General features: G+C 70.8%; 12 protein-coding genes and 1 pseudogene. 5 read left to right on the top strand and 8 right to left on the bottom strand.

Going from position 1 to position 16,094, the window contains the following annotated elements; all coding sequences use genetic code 11:
- Positions 1-141: 141 nt before the first annotated feature.
- On the bottom strand, positions 142-1,344 hold the full coding sequence (locus OG589_RS19275) for a cysteine desulfurase-like protein (protein ID WP_405150910.1): 1,203 nt from the start codon (positions 1,342-1,344) through the stop codon (positions 142-144).
- 501 nt (positions 1,345-1,845) lie between these two features.
- Here OG589_RS19275 and OG589_RS19270 point away from each other — a divergent pair.
- Positions 1,846-2,600 (top strand): annotated as a pseudogene (locus OG589_RS19270) (aminoglycoside phosphotransferase family protein).
- Positions 2,601-2,688: 88 nt separating this feature from the next.
- Here OG589_RS19270 and abc-f read toward each other — a convergent pair.
- Both abc-f and OG589_RS19260 read right to left on the bottom strand, forming a co-directional pair.
- Positions 2,689-4,323 (bottom strand): ribosomal protection-like ABC-F family protein, encoded by a 1,635-nt coding sequence (abc-f, locus tag OG589_RS19265; protein ID WP_405150908.1) that lies wholly within the window; start codon positions 4,321-4,323, stop codon positions 2,689-2,691.
- Positions 4,324-4,626: 303 nt separating this feature from the next.
- Positions 4,627-5,166 (bottom strand): hypothetical protein, encoded by a 540-nt coding sequence (locus OG589_RS19260; RefSeq protein WP_405150906.1) that lies wholly within the window; start codon positions 5,164-5,166, stop codon positions 4,627-4,629.
- Between the two features lie 1,035 nt (positions 5,167-6,201).
- Between OG589_RS19260 and OG589_RS19255 the strand changes: the two genes are divergently transcribed.
- Complete coding sequence (locus OG589_RS19255) at positions 6,202-8,145, top strand: DUF222 domain-containing protein (RefSeq protein ID WP_405150905.1); 1,944 nt, start codon at positions 6,202-6,204, stop codon at positions 8,143-8,145.
- A 40-nt stretch (positions 8,146-8,185) separates the two neighbouring features.
- Here the strand turns inward: OG589_RS19255 and OG589_RS19250 are convergent, their stop codons facing one another.
- From OG589_RS19250 to OG589_RS19240, 3 genes are all read right to left on the bottom strand, one after another.
- Positions 8,186-8,710, bottom strand: coding sequence for an Lrp/AsnC family transcriptional regulator (locus OG589_RS19250; protein WP_405150903.1), 525 nt, complete (start codon positions 8,708-8,710; stop codon positions 8,186-8,188).
- Entirely contained in the window at positions 8,707-10,062 is a 1,356-nt protein-coding gene (locus tag OG589_RS19245; RefSeq protein ID WP_405150901.1) for a transaminase, read from the bottom strand. The genes OG589_RS19250 and OG589_RS19245 overlap by 4 nt, the downstream gene beginning before the upstream one ends.
- 151 nt (positions 10,063-10,213) lie before the next feature.
- Positions 10,214-11,005, bottom strand: coding sequence for an MOSC domain-containing protein (locus OG589_RS19240; RefSeq protein ID WP_405150900.1), 792 nt, complete (start codon positions 11,003-11,005; stop codon positions 10,214-10,216).
- Positions 11,006-11,212: 207 nt separating this feature from the next.
- Between OG589_RS19240 and OG589_RS19235 the strand changes: the two genes are divergently transcribed.
- Complete coding sequence (locus tag OG589_RS19235; RefSeq protein ID WP_405150898.1) at positions 11,213-11,413, top strand: hypothetical protein; 201 nt, start codon at positions 11,213-11,215, stop codon at positions 11,411-11,413.
- A gap of 34 nt (positions 11,414-11,447) precedes the next feature.
- Here the strand turns inward: OG589_RS19235 and OG589_RS19230 are convergent, their stop codons facing one another.
- Positions 11,448-12,107, bottom strand: a complete 660-nt coding sequence (locus tag OG589_RS19230; protein ID WP_405150897.1) for a TetR/AcrR family transcriptional regulator — start codon at positions 12,105-12,107, stop codon at positions 11,448-11,450.
- An 81-nt stretch (positions 12,108-12,188) separates the two neighbouring features.
- On the opposite strand from OG589_RS19230, the gene OG589_RS19225 reads away from it, so the two are divergent.
- Together OG589_RS19225 and OG589_RS19220 are read left to right on the top strand one after the other, a co-directional pair.
- Positions 12,189-13,814 carry an amidohydrolase gene (locus tag OG589_RS19225; protein WP_405150895.1) on the top strand — a complete coding sequence of 542 codons (1,626 nt, stop codon included), beginning with the start codon at positions 12,189-12,191 and terminating at the stop codon, positions 13,812-13,814.
- Positions 13,811-15,151 (top strand): APC family permease, encoded by a 1,341-nt coding sequence (locus OG589_RS19220; RefSeq protein WP_405150892.1) that lies wholly within the window; start codon positions 13,811-13,813, stop codon positions 15,149-15,151. Before OG589_RS19225 ends, OG589_RS19220 begins: the two co-directional genes overlap by 4 nt.
- Before the next feature lie 10 nt (positions 15,152-15,161).
- Here OG589_RS19220 and OG589_RS19215 read toward each other — a convergent pair whose 3' ends face one another.
- Positions 15,162-16,058: an SDR family oxidoreductase gene (locus OG589_RS19215; RefSeq protein ID WP_405150890.1), complete on the bottom strand. Its 897-nt coding sequence runs from the start codon at positions 16,056-16,058 to the stop codon at positions 15,162-15,164.
- Positions 16,059-16,094: the final 36 nt, after the last annotated feature.

Genomic DNA, 16,094 nt, shown 5'->3' with positions numbered 1-16,094 from the left:
CGTGGTCCAGGGCCGCGCCTCCGGACGGAGGGGGAAGCGCTGGTCAGCGGGTGCCGCGAGCTGAAATTTTCACCTGCTCACCCTGCTCACCCTGCTTCCCCCCGGCCGCTCTGCTTCGCCTGGCCACTGTGCTTCGCCTGCTCACCCGGCCAGTTCGCGTACGCCCTTCAGCAGCCTGTCCACGTCGGACTCGTCGGTGTAGGGCGCCATCCCGGCGCGCACGGCCCCCGCGTCGCCGAGTCCCAGCCGGTGGCTGCACTCCAGCGCGTAGAAGTTGCCGGCCGGAGCGTTGACGCCGCGCGCCGCCAGGAACTCGTACACCTCGGCCGGCGGGACGCGGCCGACGGAGAACAGCGTGGTCGGGGTGCGCCTGCGCCGGGGCGAGCCGTGCAGGGTGACCCCGGCGATCTCGGCGAGCCCGGAGTCGAGGCGTTCGAGCATGAGCTCCTCGTGGCGCTCCAGCGCGGCCATCGACCCGGCCAGGCGTTCGCGCCGGGTTCCCTCGCCCGGGACGAGGCCGGCGAGGAAGCCGACCGCCGCCGTCGTCCCCGCGAGCACCTCGTACGGGAGCGTGCCCAGCTCGAACCGCTCCGGCACCACGTCGGTGGCGGGGAGCAGCTTGTCGGGGTGCACGGTTTCGAGCAGCCCCGGGTCGGCGGCGAGGACGCCCAGGTGCGGGCCGAGGAACTTGTACGGCGAGCAGGCGAAGAAGTCGGCGCCCAGTTGCCCGACGTCCACCAGGGTGTGCGGTGTGAGATGGACGCCGTCGACGTACAGCAGCGCCCCGGCCGCGTGCACCGCCTCGGCGATCGCCGGGATGTCAGGCCGGGTGCCCAGCAGGTTCGACGCGGCGGTGACGGCCACGAGCCTGGTGCGTCCGGTGAGCAGGCCGGCGACCGCGGCGGTGTCCAGCTCGCCGGTCTCGGGGTCGAACTCGGCCCAGCGCACCGTGACCCCGCGCGACTCGGCGGCGTGCACCCAGGGACGGATGTTCGCGTCGTGGTCGAGCCTGCTGACGACGACCTCGTCTCCGGGGTTCCACTGCTTCGCGAGGGCGCGCGCCATGTCGTAGGTGAGCTGGGTCATGCTCCGGCCCAGCACGATGCCGGACGGCGTGCCGCCGAGCAGGTCGGCCATCGCCTGGCGCGCCTCGACCACGATCGCGTCGGCCCGGCGCTCGGCCGCGGTGCGTACGCCGCGGTTGGCGATCGCGGAGCGGAGGGTGCCCGCCACGGCGTCCGCCACCACGTCGGGGACCTGCGACCCGCCCGGCCCGTCGAAGTGCGCCGCGCCCTTGTCCAGCGCGGGGAACCGAGCCCGCACAGCCGCCACGTCGTAACCCACAGACCCTCCCAGACCCTGCCGACCCACACCCGACGACACGACGATATGCCCCACCGGGCGAACGACTCCACAGTCCACCTGGCACGATCCGGGCATTCCACACGGCCACCCGGTCGGGTGGGGCGGTCCGGTACGGGCGCCGGGGTCAGCGTCGCAGGGACAGGACCAGGTCCCGGGTCTGCTCCCGGCGGTCCCAGGCGATCAGCGCGAACACCACGCCCAGCCGACCGGCAGCGGCGAGCTCGACGGCGCCGGTCACGTACCGGAACCACTGGCCCCAGCACGCGAAATCGACACCGGATAAACCCTTTGCGCGGCGGTGGGAACGGCGGCCACACTCTCGGGGTGGTTGAAAGCCTGCGCCCGGACGGACGTGCTGGAATCGACGCGTCGCTGGTGAGACGACTGATCGCGGACCAGTTCCCGCAATGGAGCCACCTGCCCGTGACGCCGGTCGAGGTCGATGGATGGGACAACCGCACCTACCGCCTCGGTGAGGACATGACGGTGCGTCTCCCGACCGCCGCCGGCTACGCGCCGGCGGTGGACAAGGAACATCGATGGCTGCCGATCCTCGCGCCGTCGTTACCGGTCGCCGTTCCCGAGCCCTGGCGAAGGGGGCTCCAGGGGAGGGATATCCGTTCAACTGGTCGATCCGCCGGTGGCTGGAGGGCGAGACCGCCACCCCTGACCGCATCGACGACCTTTCCGCTTTCGCGGCCTCGGTGGCCGGCTTCCTCCTCTCCCTTCAGCGCATAGACGCGGCGGACGGGCCGAGGGCGGGTCCGCACAGCGCCTACCGGGGTGCGCCGCCGGCGCACTACGACGACGAGACGCGCCGCGCCCTCGCCGCGCTGGACGGCCACATCGACACCGGCCGGGCATCGGCTGTCTGGGACGCCGCCCTCGAGACCGCCTGGTCCGGGCCGCCCGCGTGGTTCCACGGCGACATCGCGAGCGGCAACCTGCTGGTCAGGGAGGGAAGGCTGGCCGCCGTCATCGACTTCGGAACGTCGGGTGTCGGCGATCCCGCGTGCGACCTGGTGATCGCGTGGACGATGTTCTCCGGCGACAGCCGGGCGACGTTCCGCAGTGCCGTCGGTCAGGATCCCGCCACATGGGCGCGGGCCCGAGGCTGGGCGTTGTGGAAGGCGCTGATCGTCCTGGCCAGGGAGATCGACGGGAACGAGGAGGAGGCCGCCACCCAGCGCCGTGTGATCGACGAACTCCTGACCCGTCACGAGGACCTCGACTGAGAAACGCGAGTCGGTTCTCGCGGTACACGAGCTCCGAAGCCTCCACCGGCCGGCACCGTCTGCCTGTCCGGCCGGTAACCGGGCCAGTTCACGCACCGGGGGCGCTCGTTTCCAGCAGGCGTCCCTCCGACAGCCGCAGCCAGCGGTCGACGCCGATCTCGGCGAGGAACCGCTCGTCGTGGCTGACCACCACGAACGCGCCCTCGTACGACTGCAGGGCGCCTTCCAGTTGGGCGACGCTGACCAGGTCGAGGTTGTTGGTCGGCTCGTCGAGCAGCAGCAGCCGCGGTGCCGGCTCGGCGTACAGGACGCAGGCCAGGGTGGCGCGCAGCCGCTCGCCGCCGGACAGCACCCCGGCCGGGAGGTGGATGCGCGAGCCCCGGAACAGGAAGCGGGCGAGCAGGTGCATTCGCTGCGCCTCCGGCATCCCAGGGGCGGACGCGGCGAGGTTCTCCGCCACGGTGCGGTCGAGGTCCAGCAGGTCGAGCCGCTGGGACAGGTAGGCGACCCGCCCGTCGGCCCGCCTGATCTCGCCGCCCGAGGGTTCGAGGTCGCCGCTGACCACCCGGAGCAGGGTGGACTTGCCGGTGCCGTTGGGGCCGGTCAGAGCGATCCGCTCGGGCCCCCTGATCGCCAGGTCGGCGCCCTCCCCGGCGAACAGGGCCCGCTCGCCGTAGCGGACCTGCATCCGCTCGCCGAGAAAGACCGTGCGCCCGGCCGGGACGTTGGTCGCGGGCAGTTCCAGCGTGATCTTCTGCTCGTCGCGCAGGGCGCGGCCCGCCTCGTCCAGCCGTGCCTTCGCGTCGCCGAGCCGCGCCGCGTGCGTCTCGTTCGCCTTCCCCGCCGACTCCTGGGCGCGCCGCTTCAGCCCTCCGGCGACGATCTTCGGCAGGCCGGCGTCCTTGAGGTTGCGGGCGGCGTTGCCGGCCCGGCGCGCGGCGCGCTCGCGGGCCTGCTGCATCTCCCGCTTCTCCCGCCTGACCTCCTGCTCGGCGTTGCGGACGTTCTTCTCGGCGACCTCCCGCGCGGCGCGCACGGCCTCCTCGTACTCGGTGAAGTTCCCGCCGTACGAGCGGACCTCACCCCGGTCGAGCTCGGCGATGCGGTCCATGCGGTCGAGCAGTGCCCGGTCGTGGCTGACCAGCAGCAGGCAGCCGTTCCAGTCCTCGAGCACGCCGTAGAGCTTGTGACGCGCGTCGAGGTCGAGGTTGTTGGTCGGTTCGTCGAGCAGCAGCACGTCGGGCCGCTTCAGCAGCTGTGCCGCCAGGCCGAGGGAGACGACCTGGCCGCCGCTGAGGGTGCGCAGACGCCGGGTGAGGGAGAGGTCTTCGAGACCGAGCCGGTCGAGCTGGGCACGGGTGCGCTCCTCGATGTCCCAGTCGTTGCCGATGGTGGTGAAGTGCTTCTCGCTCGCGTCTCCGGACTCGATGGCGTCCAGTGCCCTGATCACCGGGGCGATCCCCAGGACCTCGGCCACGGTCAGGTCGCCGGCCAGCGGCAACGTCTGGGGCAGGTAGCCCGCCACCCCCTGCGTGAGGACCGAGCCGGCGGACGGGCGGAGCTCCCCGGCGATCAGCCTGAGCAGCGTGCTCTTGCCGGCGCCGTTGGGCGCCACCAGGCCGGTGTGCCCGGCTGGGACGGTGAACGAGAGGTTCTCGAACACCGGGGTGTCGTCGGGCCAGGAAAAGGACAGGTCGGAGACCACGATGAGGGCGTCGGACATCGAATCGCTTCCGCGTTCGGCCGGCACGGCGAGGGCCGCCCGGCGAAATGGTCAGGGTACGAGGACATCGCCAACCGGCGGTCACGCGATGGGCGCGTCACCGATGGCCATGGGATCCGGGATCACCCGGAGATGTCGTCGTCGCCTGCCATGTCATGCTCCGTTCCTGCCACTACCGTCAGCCACGGTACCAGCCCAGCGCCCCGCGTTCATTCTCCGATGTGCCGGGGGCCGCCACCTTCTACTCACGCTATTCACGGAAGGTGAGCTGGAACCAGACGGCCCTCCGTGTGTGCCGTCAGGTTAGGTGCCCCAGCGTCCTGCTTCCGCACGAGTGGGGCTGCCTTCTGGACGGTGTCTCGAAGGGGGAGTTCCCCGCCTGATCCGGCGTATGGCTTTCAGTACCTCGCTTCGGTTGCGGGCGGACTTCAGCCAGGTTGGGAGGCGTTCCACCATGCTCATCGAGCCGGGGCGCGCGCCCCGCTCGCGATGCCGTGCGGTGACGTAGTCCTCCAGCAGGTCCAGGTGGCGCCGGCCGTACGCCCAGAGGAGGTTCCCTCCGCAGCGGGTCTGGAGCCACAGGGGGAGGCCGAAGTACGGGTCACGGGCGTCGGAGTGGCGGATGATCGTCTTTCCCGGCCAGTCGCGGGCCAGCAAGCAGGCGGAGCAGACCAGGCGCCGGGGCGCGAAGGCACCGAGGTACGACGGTTCGGCGGTCTGGGTGTCGTACCTGGGGTGGACGGCCACCACGGCGCAGCCCTGGCAGTCCGGGCACCGGACGAGGATCTCCTCGTCCAGGAAGCTCATCCAGGTGCCACGCGGATCGCGGAAGCGCTCGTTCACTGATCCAGGTTATGGGCGGATCTGCTGATGAAGCCGCCTGATCCGATCCGCCCGGATAATGGCGTCGGCGCGCAAGAGCACGTGGTTCCTCACGTGAGGCCGGGCCGAGGGCCAGTGGGTGCGAGCGCCTGCAGGTGACACGGGGGACCGCATCTGGAGACAGCCCACTGAGGCCGGCGACCCTACTGAGCCCGTTCGACCTACTGGGCAGGGCGGCGGCGCGAGCGCACGTACGTACGGGACTGCTGGCACGGCGGATTATCTGGTTCGGGACGGGCGACCTCACTGAGTCCGGTCTCCCGTATCGGTGAGTCATCCCTAGTGAGTTCACCAGAGATGACCTTCGAGCCAAGGGCACTCTGAACATAATTCCTATATTGGTGCGCAAAACAGGAATGATAAATACTTTCGCCATTTTCGCCCGCAACGAAACATGCCGGGGATTCGGCCAGGGCCCCGGCAACCGTCTACCCAGTAATGCGATCGGAGATGGGGCAAGGGTGCGGTGGCTGTCGTGGCTGTGGCGGCATATCCGGTCTGCCATAGGGCTCCGATTGTCAGATCGTGGAATGCGTTCATGGCGCGGGATCTGCCGGAACAGGTTGAGTGTCGTGCCTGGTGTCGGCGAGGCCGCGAACATGAATAGGTGCCGTTCCCGATTCCCCGGTGACGAGGCGGACATAGGACGGCGACTTGTTCGGGTCAGGCGATTTCGGCGGGCGACCGGTGCTGCCGTAGGCCATGTCTTCGCTGGTAGATCTGCTGCCGAGGGGGTCCAGGTGGCGCGGTGTCCGAAAGCTGTGGAGGGCGGTGCCGTGCGCGGTTGTGACGCCGGGTGGTTGCCTTGTTCAGTGCGGTCATGGCCCTGGTCGGCCGGAGGCGACCCAGCCAGATGCCACCAATTGGGGCAATTGTTTCTTTCGTATAGATCGTGGATTTTTGTCTCATCTCGCGTATTTAATCGTTGGCGGGAATCGGGTTGCGAGTGGCTCTGGAGTGTGAAAACATTCGTACAGGCTTTCGAATTCATGGGGGGTGATCGGGGTGGCGGATTTCTCCAGGCTCAGCCGATCGCACCCGGGCTCGGGCTCGGGCTCGGGCTCGGGGGGTGGGGGTGTGCTTGGCCCTGGGTGGTGGGCGGAGGTGGTGGCGCGCTCCTCGCGCTGGTCGTGCGATGGTTCCGCCGCGCAGCACGTCGACTCGCTGAGCGACCCGGACCACCGGGACCCGGATGACCTGAGCGCGGACGACCAGGACCCGGACGACCTGAGCTCGCTTCACCAAGGCTTGGATCATCGGGGCCTGGGTGATCGGGCCTGGCGTGGTGCTGCCGGTGCGGGGGCCGAAGGTGGTGATGGCGGCTCTACCCGTACCGGTGGCCAGCGGGATGCGGGTGACCGGGCGGATGGGCGGGGCGGTGGTCGGGCCTCGTGGGTGTTGGTGGGGCGGGTGCGGGAGGCCGCTGTGGCGTTGGCGGGCGCGCCGGTGCCGGAGTCGGCGGCGGTCTGCGCTGCTGAGGTGGAGGATTTGGTGTTCGCGCGAGATCGGCTGGTCTCGGCGATCGCGGCGAGGGTTGGCCGGGTGCATGCGGTGGGTGAAGCCAGGAGTCTGGGGCATGCATCGACGAAGACGTGGCTGCGGTCGAGGTGTGGGATGAGCATGCCCGCGGCGGGGCATCTGGTGGGGTTGGCGGTGGGGTTGGCGCGGTTGCCGGTGGTGCGAGCCCGGTTCGAGTCGGGAACGTTGGCCGAGGGGATGGTGTCGGCGATTTGTGCGGCCACCGCGCATCTGACCGATGAGCAGGCGGGGTCGGTCGAGCCGATCTTGGTCGGGTTGGCTGAGGCGGCGTCCCCGGCGGAGGTCGCCAAGGCGGGTCGTTACCTGCGTGAGGTGCTCATCCCCGATGGAACCGCCGGCGAGGCAGAGGCGGACTACGCGGCGCGGTTTTTGCTGGTGCGTCCGAGCGCGGGTGGTGGGGTTGAGGGGGAGTTCCGGTTGCCGCGTGAGGCCGGTGCCCGGTTGAAGACCCTTTTGGATGCCTACGCCAGGCCGCGGGCGGAGGGTGATGATCGCCCGTTGCGGGTGCGGAACGCTGATGCGTTCATCGCATTTCTCGATCAGAAGATCACCACCGAATTGCTGGTGCTGGTCAACGCCGGATCCCTGCCCGACGATCACCCCGGCGCCGCATCCACCGGCCACAACGCCCCCGCAGACAGCGACAACCGGCCCACCGAAACCAAACCACCGGGATCAGCCGGGTCGGCCGGGTCGGCCGGGTCGGCCGAACCCGCCAGGCGTGCCGGATCTGTCGAACCCGTTGAGCACGCTGGACGTGGCGGGTCTGCGAAACCTGCTGGGCGTACTGGGCGTGCTGGAGGTCAGGGGTTAAGGGAACGTGCTGAGTGTGCTGGAGGTGTCGGGTCCGCGGAATCTGCTGGGTGTGGCGGGTCTGGGGAACGTGGTGGGTGTGCAGAGCCTGAAGGAGCTGCTCCAGGGGTTGCCGGGGCGGCTGATGAGGTGTGCGGAAGGTGTGGGCAGCGGGCCGAGCGCGGGCTTCCCGCCATGCTGCCGGCCACCGGGCAGTTGCTGCCGGTGGGTGACATCCACCGGATGGCCCGTACGTCCGCCCTGGTACGGATCGTGATGGACGCCGACGGGCAGGTGCTGGACATGGGTCGCAAAGTACGCCTGGCCACTCCCGCGCAGCGGCGGGCGGTGATCGCCCGGTATGCGACCTGCTGGGTGGACGGCTGCCCGCTGCCGGCCACCATGTGCCAGATCGACCACGCCGACGGCTGGGCGGATGGCGGGCCGACCGACCTCGCCAACCTCGGACCGGCCTGCCAGTTCCACAACCGCGACCGCTACCGCCACCCCGACCGCTACCAACGCCACCGCACCGGAAAAGACCGCTGGACCTACACCTACATCGGACGCCACCCCAGCCAGCAGCCCCGCCCACACCCCCGCACATGAAGCCTCAAGAGAATCTCGTGCATTACGTGCATTAGGCGGCTCAGGTGCCGGGCCAGGCGAAGCGGTGGGTGTGGATGCCGAAGTAGGTGAAGGACTCGGCGCGGGTGACGCCGGGGACGCGCCTGATGTGATCGTTGAGGATGGCGAGCAGCTCGGCGGGCTCCTTGCACACGACCTCGACGAACAGGTCGAACGCGCCCGAGGTGAGCACGACGTAGATCACGCCGGGCAGCTCGCTGATGCGGTCGGCGACGGTGTGCACGTCGCTGTCGACGCGCACACCGATCAGCGCCATGACGGGCAGGCCGAGCGCCATCGGGTCGGTGACCCCGACGATCTGGACGACGTTCTCGTCCCGCAGCCGCTGCACCCGCTGCCGTACGGCGGGGGCCGAGAGCCCGGTGACCTCGGCCAGCGCGGCGTAGGAGATCCGGCCGTCCCGCTGCAGCTCGTGCAGCAGGATCCGGTCGATCTCGTCGAGGCTCACCGGCCCGGCGTCCGGCCGTTCGCGCCCGAGGCCCCCGGGTGCGATGTGCCTTCCGTGGCCGTCGGCCGCTCGGCTCATCCTGCCAGCTCGGCGACGGCCGCCGCGAAGACCTCGTGGTGGCGGTCCACGTCGGCCTCGGTGGTGGCCGGGCACATCAGCGCCATGTTGTGGAACGGGGTGAGCAGCACGCCGCGGTTGGCCAGGTAGACGTGCAGGTAGTCGTCCAGGTCGGGGTCGCCCGCGGCGTTGGACTCCCCGCCGTCGCGCGGCGCCGGGTTGGTGAAACGGTACTCCGCCCGCGCCCCGAGCTGGGTGACCGACCAGGGCAGCCCGTGCTCGTCGATGACCGCCTGGACGCCCTTGGTGAAGCGGGTCGCCAGCTCGGTCATGCCGGTGAACGCGTCGTCGGTCAGCACGTGTTCGAGCGTGGCGCGCATGGCCGCGACCGAGAGCGCGTTGCCGGCGAGCGTGCCGCCGACGCCGCCCATGTCCACCAGGTCGAGACCGCTCATCGCCTCAAGGCGCGCCGCCACCTCGGCGGACAGGCCGTACCCGCCGCTCGGGATGCCGCCGCCGATGGCCTTGCCGATCGTCACGATGTCGGGTTCGAGGCCCCATGCCTGAGTGCAGCCGCCCGGGCCCGCGGAGAACGTGTGCGTCTCGTCGTTGATGAGCAGCGTGCCGTACCGCCGGGTCAGCTCGCGCACCCCGTCGAGGTAGCCGGGCTCGGGCAGGACGATGCCGATGTTGGTGAGGGCCGGCTCCATCAGGACGGCGGCGACGTCGCCGTGCGCCAGCTCGCGCTCCAGGGACGGCAGGTCGTTGAACTCCACGACCCGGGAGGTGACGGTGGGGTCGACGGGGGCGCCGACGTTGCCCTCGCGGGACACCTGCTCGCCGTCCGGGCCGACCACGAGGAGCACCTCGTCCACGCTGCCGTGGTAGCAGTAGCTGTTGACCAGGATCTTCGGACGCCCGGTCAGCGCCCGCGCCAGGCGGATGGCCCAGCGGTTGGCGTCGGTGGCGGTGAGCGAGAAGCTCCACAACGGCACGCCGAAGCGCCGGGCCAGCTCGGCCCCGACCCAGGACGCGTCCTCGGTGGGCATCATCACGGTCGCGCCGCCCCGCACGGCGAAGCGCTCGGCGACCGCGTCGGCGGTGGCCTGCGGCGAGTGCCCCGCCATGGCGCCGGTGTCGCCCAGGCAGAGGTCGACGTACTCGTGGCCGTCCACGTCGGTGACCCGGGCGCCCCGGGCTTCGGCCAAGTAGAGGGGGAACCCGGCGGCGGTCTTGTTCATCCACGTCATCGGCACGCCGCCGAACAGGTGAGCTCGTGCCTGCTCGTACGCGGCGGCCGAGCGGGGGTTGCGGTCACGGAACGCGCGGCGCTCGCGGTCGAGCAGGCCGGCCAGATGAGTACGGTCGATCATCGCCACTACCTCAGAAAGCATTGCGTACTTCCGTCCACATGACGGAATCTAATGCAAAAGTACACCAAAACCTCAGATCCATGGATAGATGAGCCTCGCGGCCTTCGATCCATCGCCCGCCGCGATCGGAGCCGACCGCCGTGACGGGGCGTCAGGTCGCGTCGAGTTCCAGCTCGTCGCCCACGCGGACGCGGCCCGGCCGGATCACGTCCGCGTAGACGCCGAAGTTGACGCCTCGGCCGAACACGCTCTCGCCGAGACCCCGGTAATCCTTGATCAGTCGCAGCACCCTGAGGTCCGCCGCGCCGCCCGAGGGGTTGCGTGTGACGGTCCCGCAGCGCTTCACCGGTCCCTCGACGCGCACCAGCGCCTCGCCGACGCCCAGCGAGCGGCCCTCCCACGTGTCCTCCGTGTGCGGCGCGCCGCCGGAGAACCCGATGAGCATCCGGAACCGCCGGGGGTCGACGTCCACACCCGCCCGCCGGGCCAGCTCGGCGACCGACTCGTCACCCAGCAGCGTCGCCGGCCGGACGTCGACCCCGCCGTTCTCCCCGTCGGCGAGTACCAGTCGGACCGCCCGGTTCGCCAGGGTGGAAAACAAGTCCGACCACGGCCCCTCGACAACCCGTCCCGACGCGGAGCGGTAGCCGTAGAAGTCGGCCAGCACGGGCTCGCTGGGCTTCACCTCCTCCGACAGCAGCGTGCCGCCGGGGGAGCCGACCGTGAGCCTTCCGGCTGCCCGGTCGTACTCGGCGGTGAGCCCGAGCCACGCCCCGGTACGCGTGACCGAGATGAGCGCGTCGTTCTCGTCCACCAGGAAGAAGGCGCGGTCACCGCTCGCGCCCGTGGGCGTCAACTCGATCTCGCGAGGATGGACGACCCCGAGGCCCTTGATCGCGCTGACGGTGAGCAGGCTGACGCGCGCCGGGGGAAGAGCGGGCACTTTCATCCCCTTTCAGGGAAAACGAGCACTTCAACCGCTTCATCCTCCTCAAGCTACGCCAGGCGACCGACACCGGGCCGCCCGCGTGCTGCGACTGGGGCGAGATCTCGAGTGCGAACAGCACGCTGTAGCCCCTTCGCCGTGTGGGGGGCGGAGCGGGGGGATGTCCCCGGATGAAGCGATGGATCGCTCGGTGAGGACCGGCTGGTGCGCAGGGTCTGGGGCACGTGGAGGGAGCCGTACTACAAGAGCGACAACTCCAAGGTGTACGTCGTGGACGCCCGCCTGACCGGCTGGGGCGCCAGGATCGTCATCACGCCTCCGCCCGCCGACGAAGTGATCACGCCCGACGAGCTGGCGGCCGGCCGGTACGAGGCCCCCGTTCTCCCCGAACCGAGCATCGGGTAGCGATCAAGGCGCCGCACGTGCGGCCGGAGGGCCGTCATCCCGCCAGGGCGCTCAGGGTGTGACGTAAGCCCTCGATCATCGCTCGCAGGCCGACCTCGAAGGAGAGGTCGGCGGGTGGGCGCCCGAGTGAGGCGGCGGTGGTGTCGCGGGCCCGTACGGTCGCCGCGAAGGCGGGCACCTCCGCCGCGAGCGGGCCCGAGTCGAACATGTCGGGCGGGGCGACCACGTCGAGGGCGGACCCGAGGATGAACGACTCGACCGCGACCATGACCGGGATGACCGTCTCGCGCGGCCAGCCGCCACGCTCCAGCCCGGTCACGACCTGCTCGTACATGCGCAGCGTCCGCAGCGCGCCGAAGACCGGCAGCGTCGCCAGCAGCGAGATGGCGGGCGGGTGGGCGGCGAAGGCCGCACGATAGCCGTGGGCCCACAGCGTCATGGCCTCGTCCCACGGCAGCTCGGCGAACATCGAGGCGTCGATCGAGTCGGAGACGAGCTCGCGGACCGCCGCCAGGATGTCGTCCCTGCCGGCGACGTGGTTGTAGAGCGAGGAAGGCCGGACGCCGAGCCGCTGGGCCAGCGCGGAGAGGGAGAACCCCTCGGCCCCGGCGTCGTCGATGAGCCCGAGTGCGGCGCGTGCGATGACCTCCCTGCTCAGCACCGGCGCGGCGGGCCGGCCCACGCGCCTCTTCACTTTGCTTCCCCACCTCTTCCGCTTTGCCTCTGGACAACTTATCCTTCCGCACAAAACGAACGACATTCTTTTTGGACGCCGATGACACGCACGCTCTTCCGCAACGGCACCGTCTGGACCGGCACCGGCACCACCGCCGCCGCCCTCACCACGCGGGACGGCCGGATCGAGGCCATCGGGGCGCAGGCCCTGGCAACCCCCGCCGACGAGATCGTCGATCTCCGGGGCGGCCTCCTGATGCCGGCCTTCGGCGACGGGCACTGCCATCCCGACCACGCGGGGTTCGAGGCGGCGGGCCCGCTGATCAGGGGCTGTGGCAGCGTGGAGGAGATCGTCGAGGAGGTCCGCCGGTACGCCGCCGAGCATCCCGAGGCGGACTGGATCATCGGGGCGAGCTACGACGCGACCCTGGCGCCCGGCGGCATGTTCGACGCACGCTGGCTGGACGCGGCCGTACCCGACAGGCCCGTCGTCCTGCGTGCCTGGGACTACCACACGGTGTGGTGCAACACCGAGGCCATGAGGCGCGCGGGCGTGGACGCCGCGACCCCCGACCCGCCGCGCGGCACCTTCGCCCGCCGCGCGGACGGCGAGCCGCTCGGGATGATGTTCGAGTGGGACGCGGTGGACGCGGTGCTCGGCGCCGCCCCCGCCCGCACCACCGAGGACCTCGTACGGGCGCTGCGCCTCGCCACCGAGGCCTACGCACAGGCCGGGGTCACCTGGATCCAGGACGCCTGGGTGGAGCACCGTTCCGTCGAGGGATACCTGGAGGCGGCCAGGCGCGGCCTGCTCGCCACGCGGGTGAACCTCGGCCTGCGCGCCGATCCCGCTCGCTGGCGCGACCAGCTCACCGAGTTCGCCGCCGACAGGGAGGCGGTGCGGGCGCTGGGCGACGACCGGCTGACGGCCAACACGGTGAAGTTCTTCGTGGACGGCATCCTGGAGAACCGCACGGCGTCGCTGCTCGCCCCCTACAGCGACGATCCGTGCACGCGCGGCATGCCGATCTGGCCGTACGAGGAGCTGCTCGCGGCCTTCGCGGCCGTGGACGCGATGGGGCTGCAGGCGCACCTGCACGCCATCGGCGACGCCGGGGTGCGCACCGCGCTGGACGCCGTCGAGCACGTCACCAGGGTCAACGGCCCCCGCGACCGGCGGCCGGTCATCGCCCACGTGCAGGTGCTCCAGGAACGGGACCTGCCGCGCTTCGCCGAGCTCGGCGTGGTCGCGAACCTCCAGCCGCTGTGGGCGCGCACCGACGCGGCCATGACCGAGCTGACCATTCCCCGTATCGGGCCCGAGCGCGCCGGGCGGCAGTACCTCATCGGCTCGCTGCTCGCCGCCGGGGTCCGCGTGGCCTTCGGGAGCGACTGGCCGGTGACCGACCACCGCCCCCTGTCCGGGCTGCCGGTCGCGGTGACGCGCGAGAACGCCGAGCGCGAACCGGCCGGCGGCTGGCTGCCCGGGGAACGCATCACGCTGGACGCCGCCCTGTCCGCGTACACGGCGGCGGTGGCCTACCAGGCCTTCGCCGAGCGGGAGCGCGGTGTCCTCGCGCCCGGGATGGCCGCCGACCTGGTCTGGCTGGATGGCGACATCCGCGCCATGGACCCCCACGACATCGCACGCCGCTCGGCCGTCCTCGGGACGTGGATGGCCGGAACGAGAACCTTCCCCCCTCCCGACAGGAGTCATGACATATGAGCGAGTCCGCCCCCGGCCCAGGACTGAAGCGGGTCCTCGGAGTACCGGGACTGACGTTGTTCGGGCTGACCTACCTCGCCCCCGTGGCCGTCTTCACCACCTACGGCGCCGTCGCGCAGGTCACCGGAGGGCACCTCCCGGCGGCCTACGTGGTCGCACTGGTGGTCATGCTGTTCACGGCGTTCAGCTACGGACGGATGGCCAAGGCGTTCCCCACCGCCGGATCGGCCTACACCTACACCCAGCAGACCTTCGGGCGGCATGTCGGCTTCATGACCGGCTGGACGCTGATGCTCGACTACCTGTTCCTGCCGATGATCAACTTCCTGCTCATCGGGATCTACCTGAACAGCCAGTTTCCCGGCGTGCCCCAGTGGGTCTTCACCCTTGCCGCCCTGCTGCTGGTGTTCGCGCTGAACATCCTCGGCATCACCGTGATGAGCCGGGTGAACGCCCTGGTCGTCGGGGTCTCCGTGGTGCTGATCGTCGTCTTCGTCGCGCTGGCGCTGAAGCACCTGGCGGGCCACCCCTCTCCCTCGCCGTTCGCCGCGTTCACCCCCGGTACGGGCGTGTTCGCGGGCGCGGCGATCCTGGCGCTGAGCTTCCTCGGGTTCGACGCGGTCTCCACCCTGTCGGAGGAGGCGAAGGACCCGCGCCGCACCATCCCGCGGGCGATCGTGCTGACCACGCTCATCGGGGGCCTGCTGTTCATCCTCGTCGCCTGGATGGGTGGCCTGGTGCACCCCGGCTACGACGACTTCGCCAACCCCGACACCGCGGGCGTGGACATCATGGCGGCGCTGGGCGGCGCCGCGTTCCAGACCATCTTCGTGGCGATCTACGTGATCGGCGCCTTCGGCTCGGCGATGACCACCCAGGCGAGCGTCTCGCGCATCCTGTACTCGATGGGGCGCGACGGCGTGCTGCCCAGGCGCGTGTTCGGCGCGCTGAGCTCGCGGTTCAAGACGCCCGTCTTCGCCGTCGCCGCGGTGTCGGCGGTCTCGCTCGTCGCGCTGTTCATCAGCCTCGGCAACGCGGTGGTGATGATCAACTTCGGCGCGCTGATCGCCTTCTCGATGGTGAACCTGACCGTGGTCAAGCACTACCTGGTGGACGGGCGCAGGCGGTCGGCGGGCGACCTGCTGCTGTACGGGGCGCTGCCGCTGGTGGGCTTCGGCCTGACGGTCTGGCTGTGGACCAGCCTGTCGGGCGTGACGTTCACCGTGGGGCTCATCTGGATGGCCGTCGGCTTTGTCTACCTCCTCGGCCTGACCCGCATGTTCACGCGCAGGCCCCCGGCGATGAGCTTCTCCGAGGCCGAGCCCGCTGCCGCGTGACCCTTTGTGGTCAGGCGGCCGGAGTGCGGGGGGCCAGGAGGTCTTCGAGGCTGATGCGGTTCAGGAACTCGGCGCGGATGCGGTCGGCCACCTCGCTGACCTCCTCCGCGCCGTCACCCGCCGGGTCGATGTGGACCCGGAACGGACGGGTGCCGTGGGGGGCGCCGACCACGCGGACGACGGCCTCGGCGACCGAGGATACGTCGGCGTCGGCGGGCGCGAGGGCCGCCAGCCGCTCCGAGACCTGCTCCATGAGGCCGGCGTATCGCTCCTCGTACGCCTCGACCGTGGCGGTGTCGGCGGGACGCCCGCTGCGGGCGAAGTGGTTGGTGCCGTGGGTGAACGAGCCGGGGACGATGATCGTCGTCTCGATGCCGAACCTGGCCACCTCGGCGGCGTAGCTGACGGCGAGCGAGTCCATGGCGGCCTTGGCGGCGAAGTACGGAGCGAGGTAGGGCGGGGTGCCGCCGCGGGTGCTGGTGGAGCCGATCCACAGCAGCAGGCCCCCGCCCTGGGCCCGCAGGTGGGGCAGAGCGGCGCGGTTGACCCGCTGGGTGCCGAGCACGTTGGTGTCGTACACGCGGGCGAGCTCCTCGGGGGTGAACGCCTCGGCCGGGCCGGTGACCATGTGCCCGGCGTTGTGGACCACGACGCCGAGGGTCTTGTTCTCGCCCAGGACCGTGGCCACCGCGGTGTCGGCCGACTCCTGCGAGAGCACGTCGAGCTCCACGGTGCGCAGGTCGACCGCGTGCCGGCGGGCGTACTCGGCGGCCTCGGCGACGCCGGGGGCGTTACGGCCGGCGGTGTCGCGCATGCTGGCGTACACGGTGTGGCCGGCGTCCGCGAGCGCGCGGGCGCTCAGGGCGCCGAAACCGCTGGACGCGCCGGTGACGAGGATGACGGACATGGGGGCTCCTTCTCGGTGGGTGAGGCGGGTCGTCTT

The sequence above is a fragment of the Sphaerisporangium sp. NBC_01403 genome, assembly GCF_045040145.1.
GTDB classification, from domain to species: Bacteria; Actinomycetota; Actinomycetes; order Streptosporangiales; family Streptosporangiaceae; genus Sphaerisporangium; species Sphaerisporangium viridialbum.
The sequence above is the reverse complement of the archived record's forward strand: the minus strand, read 5'-3'. Positions and strand labels throughout refer to the sequence as shown.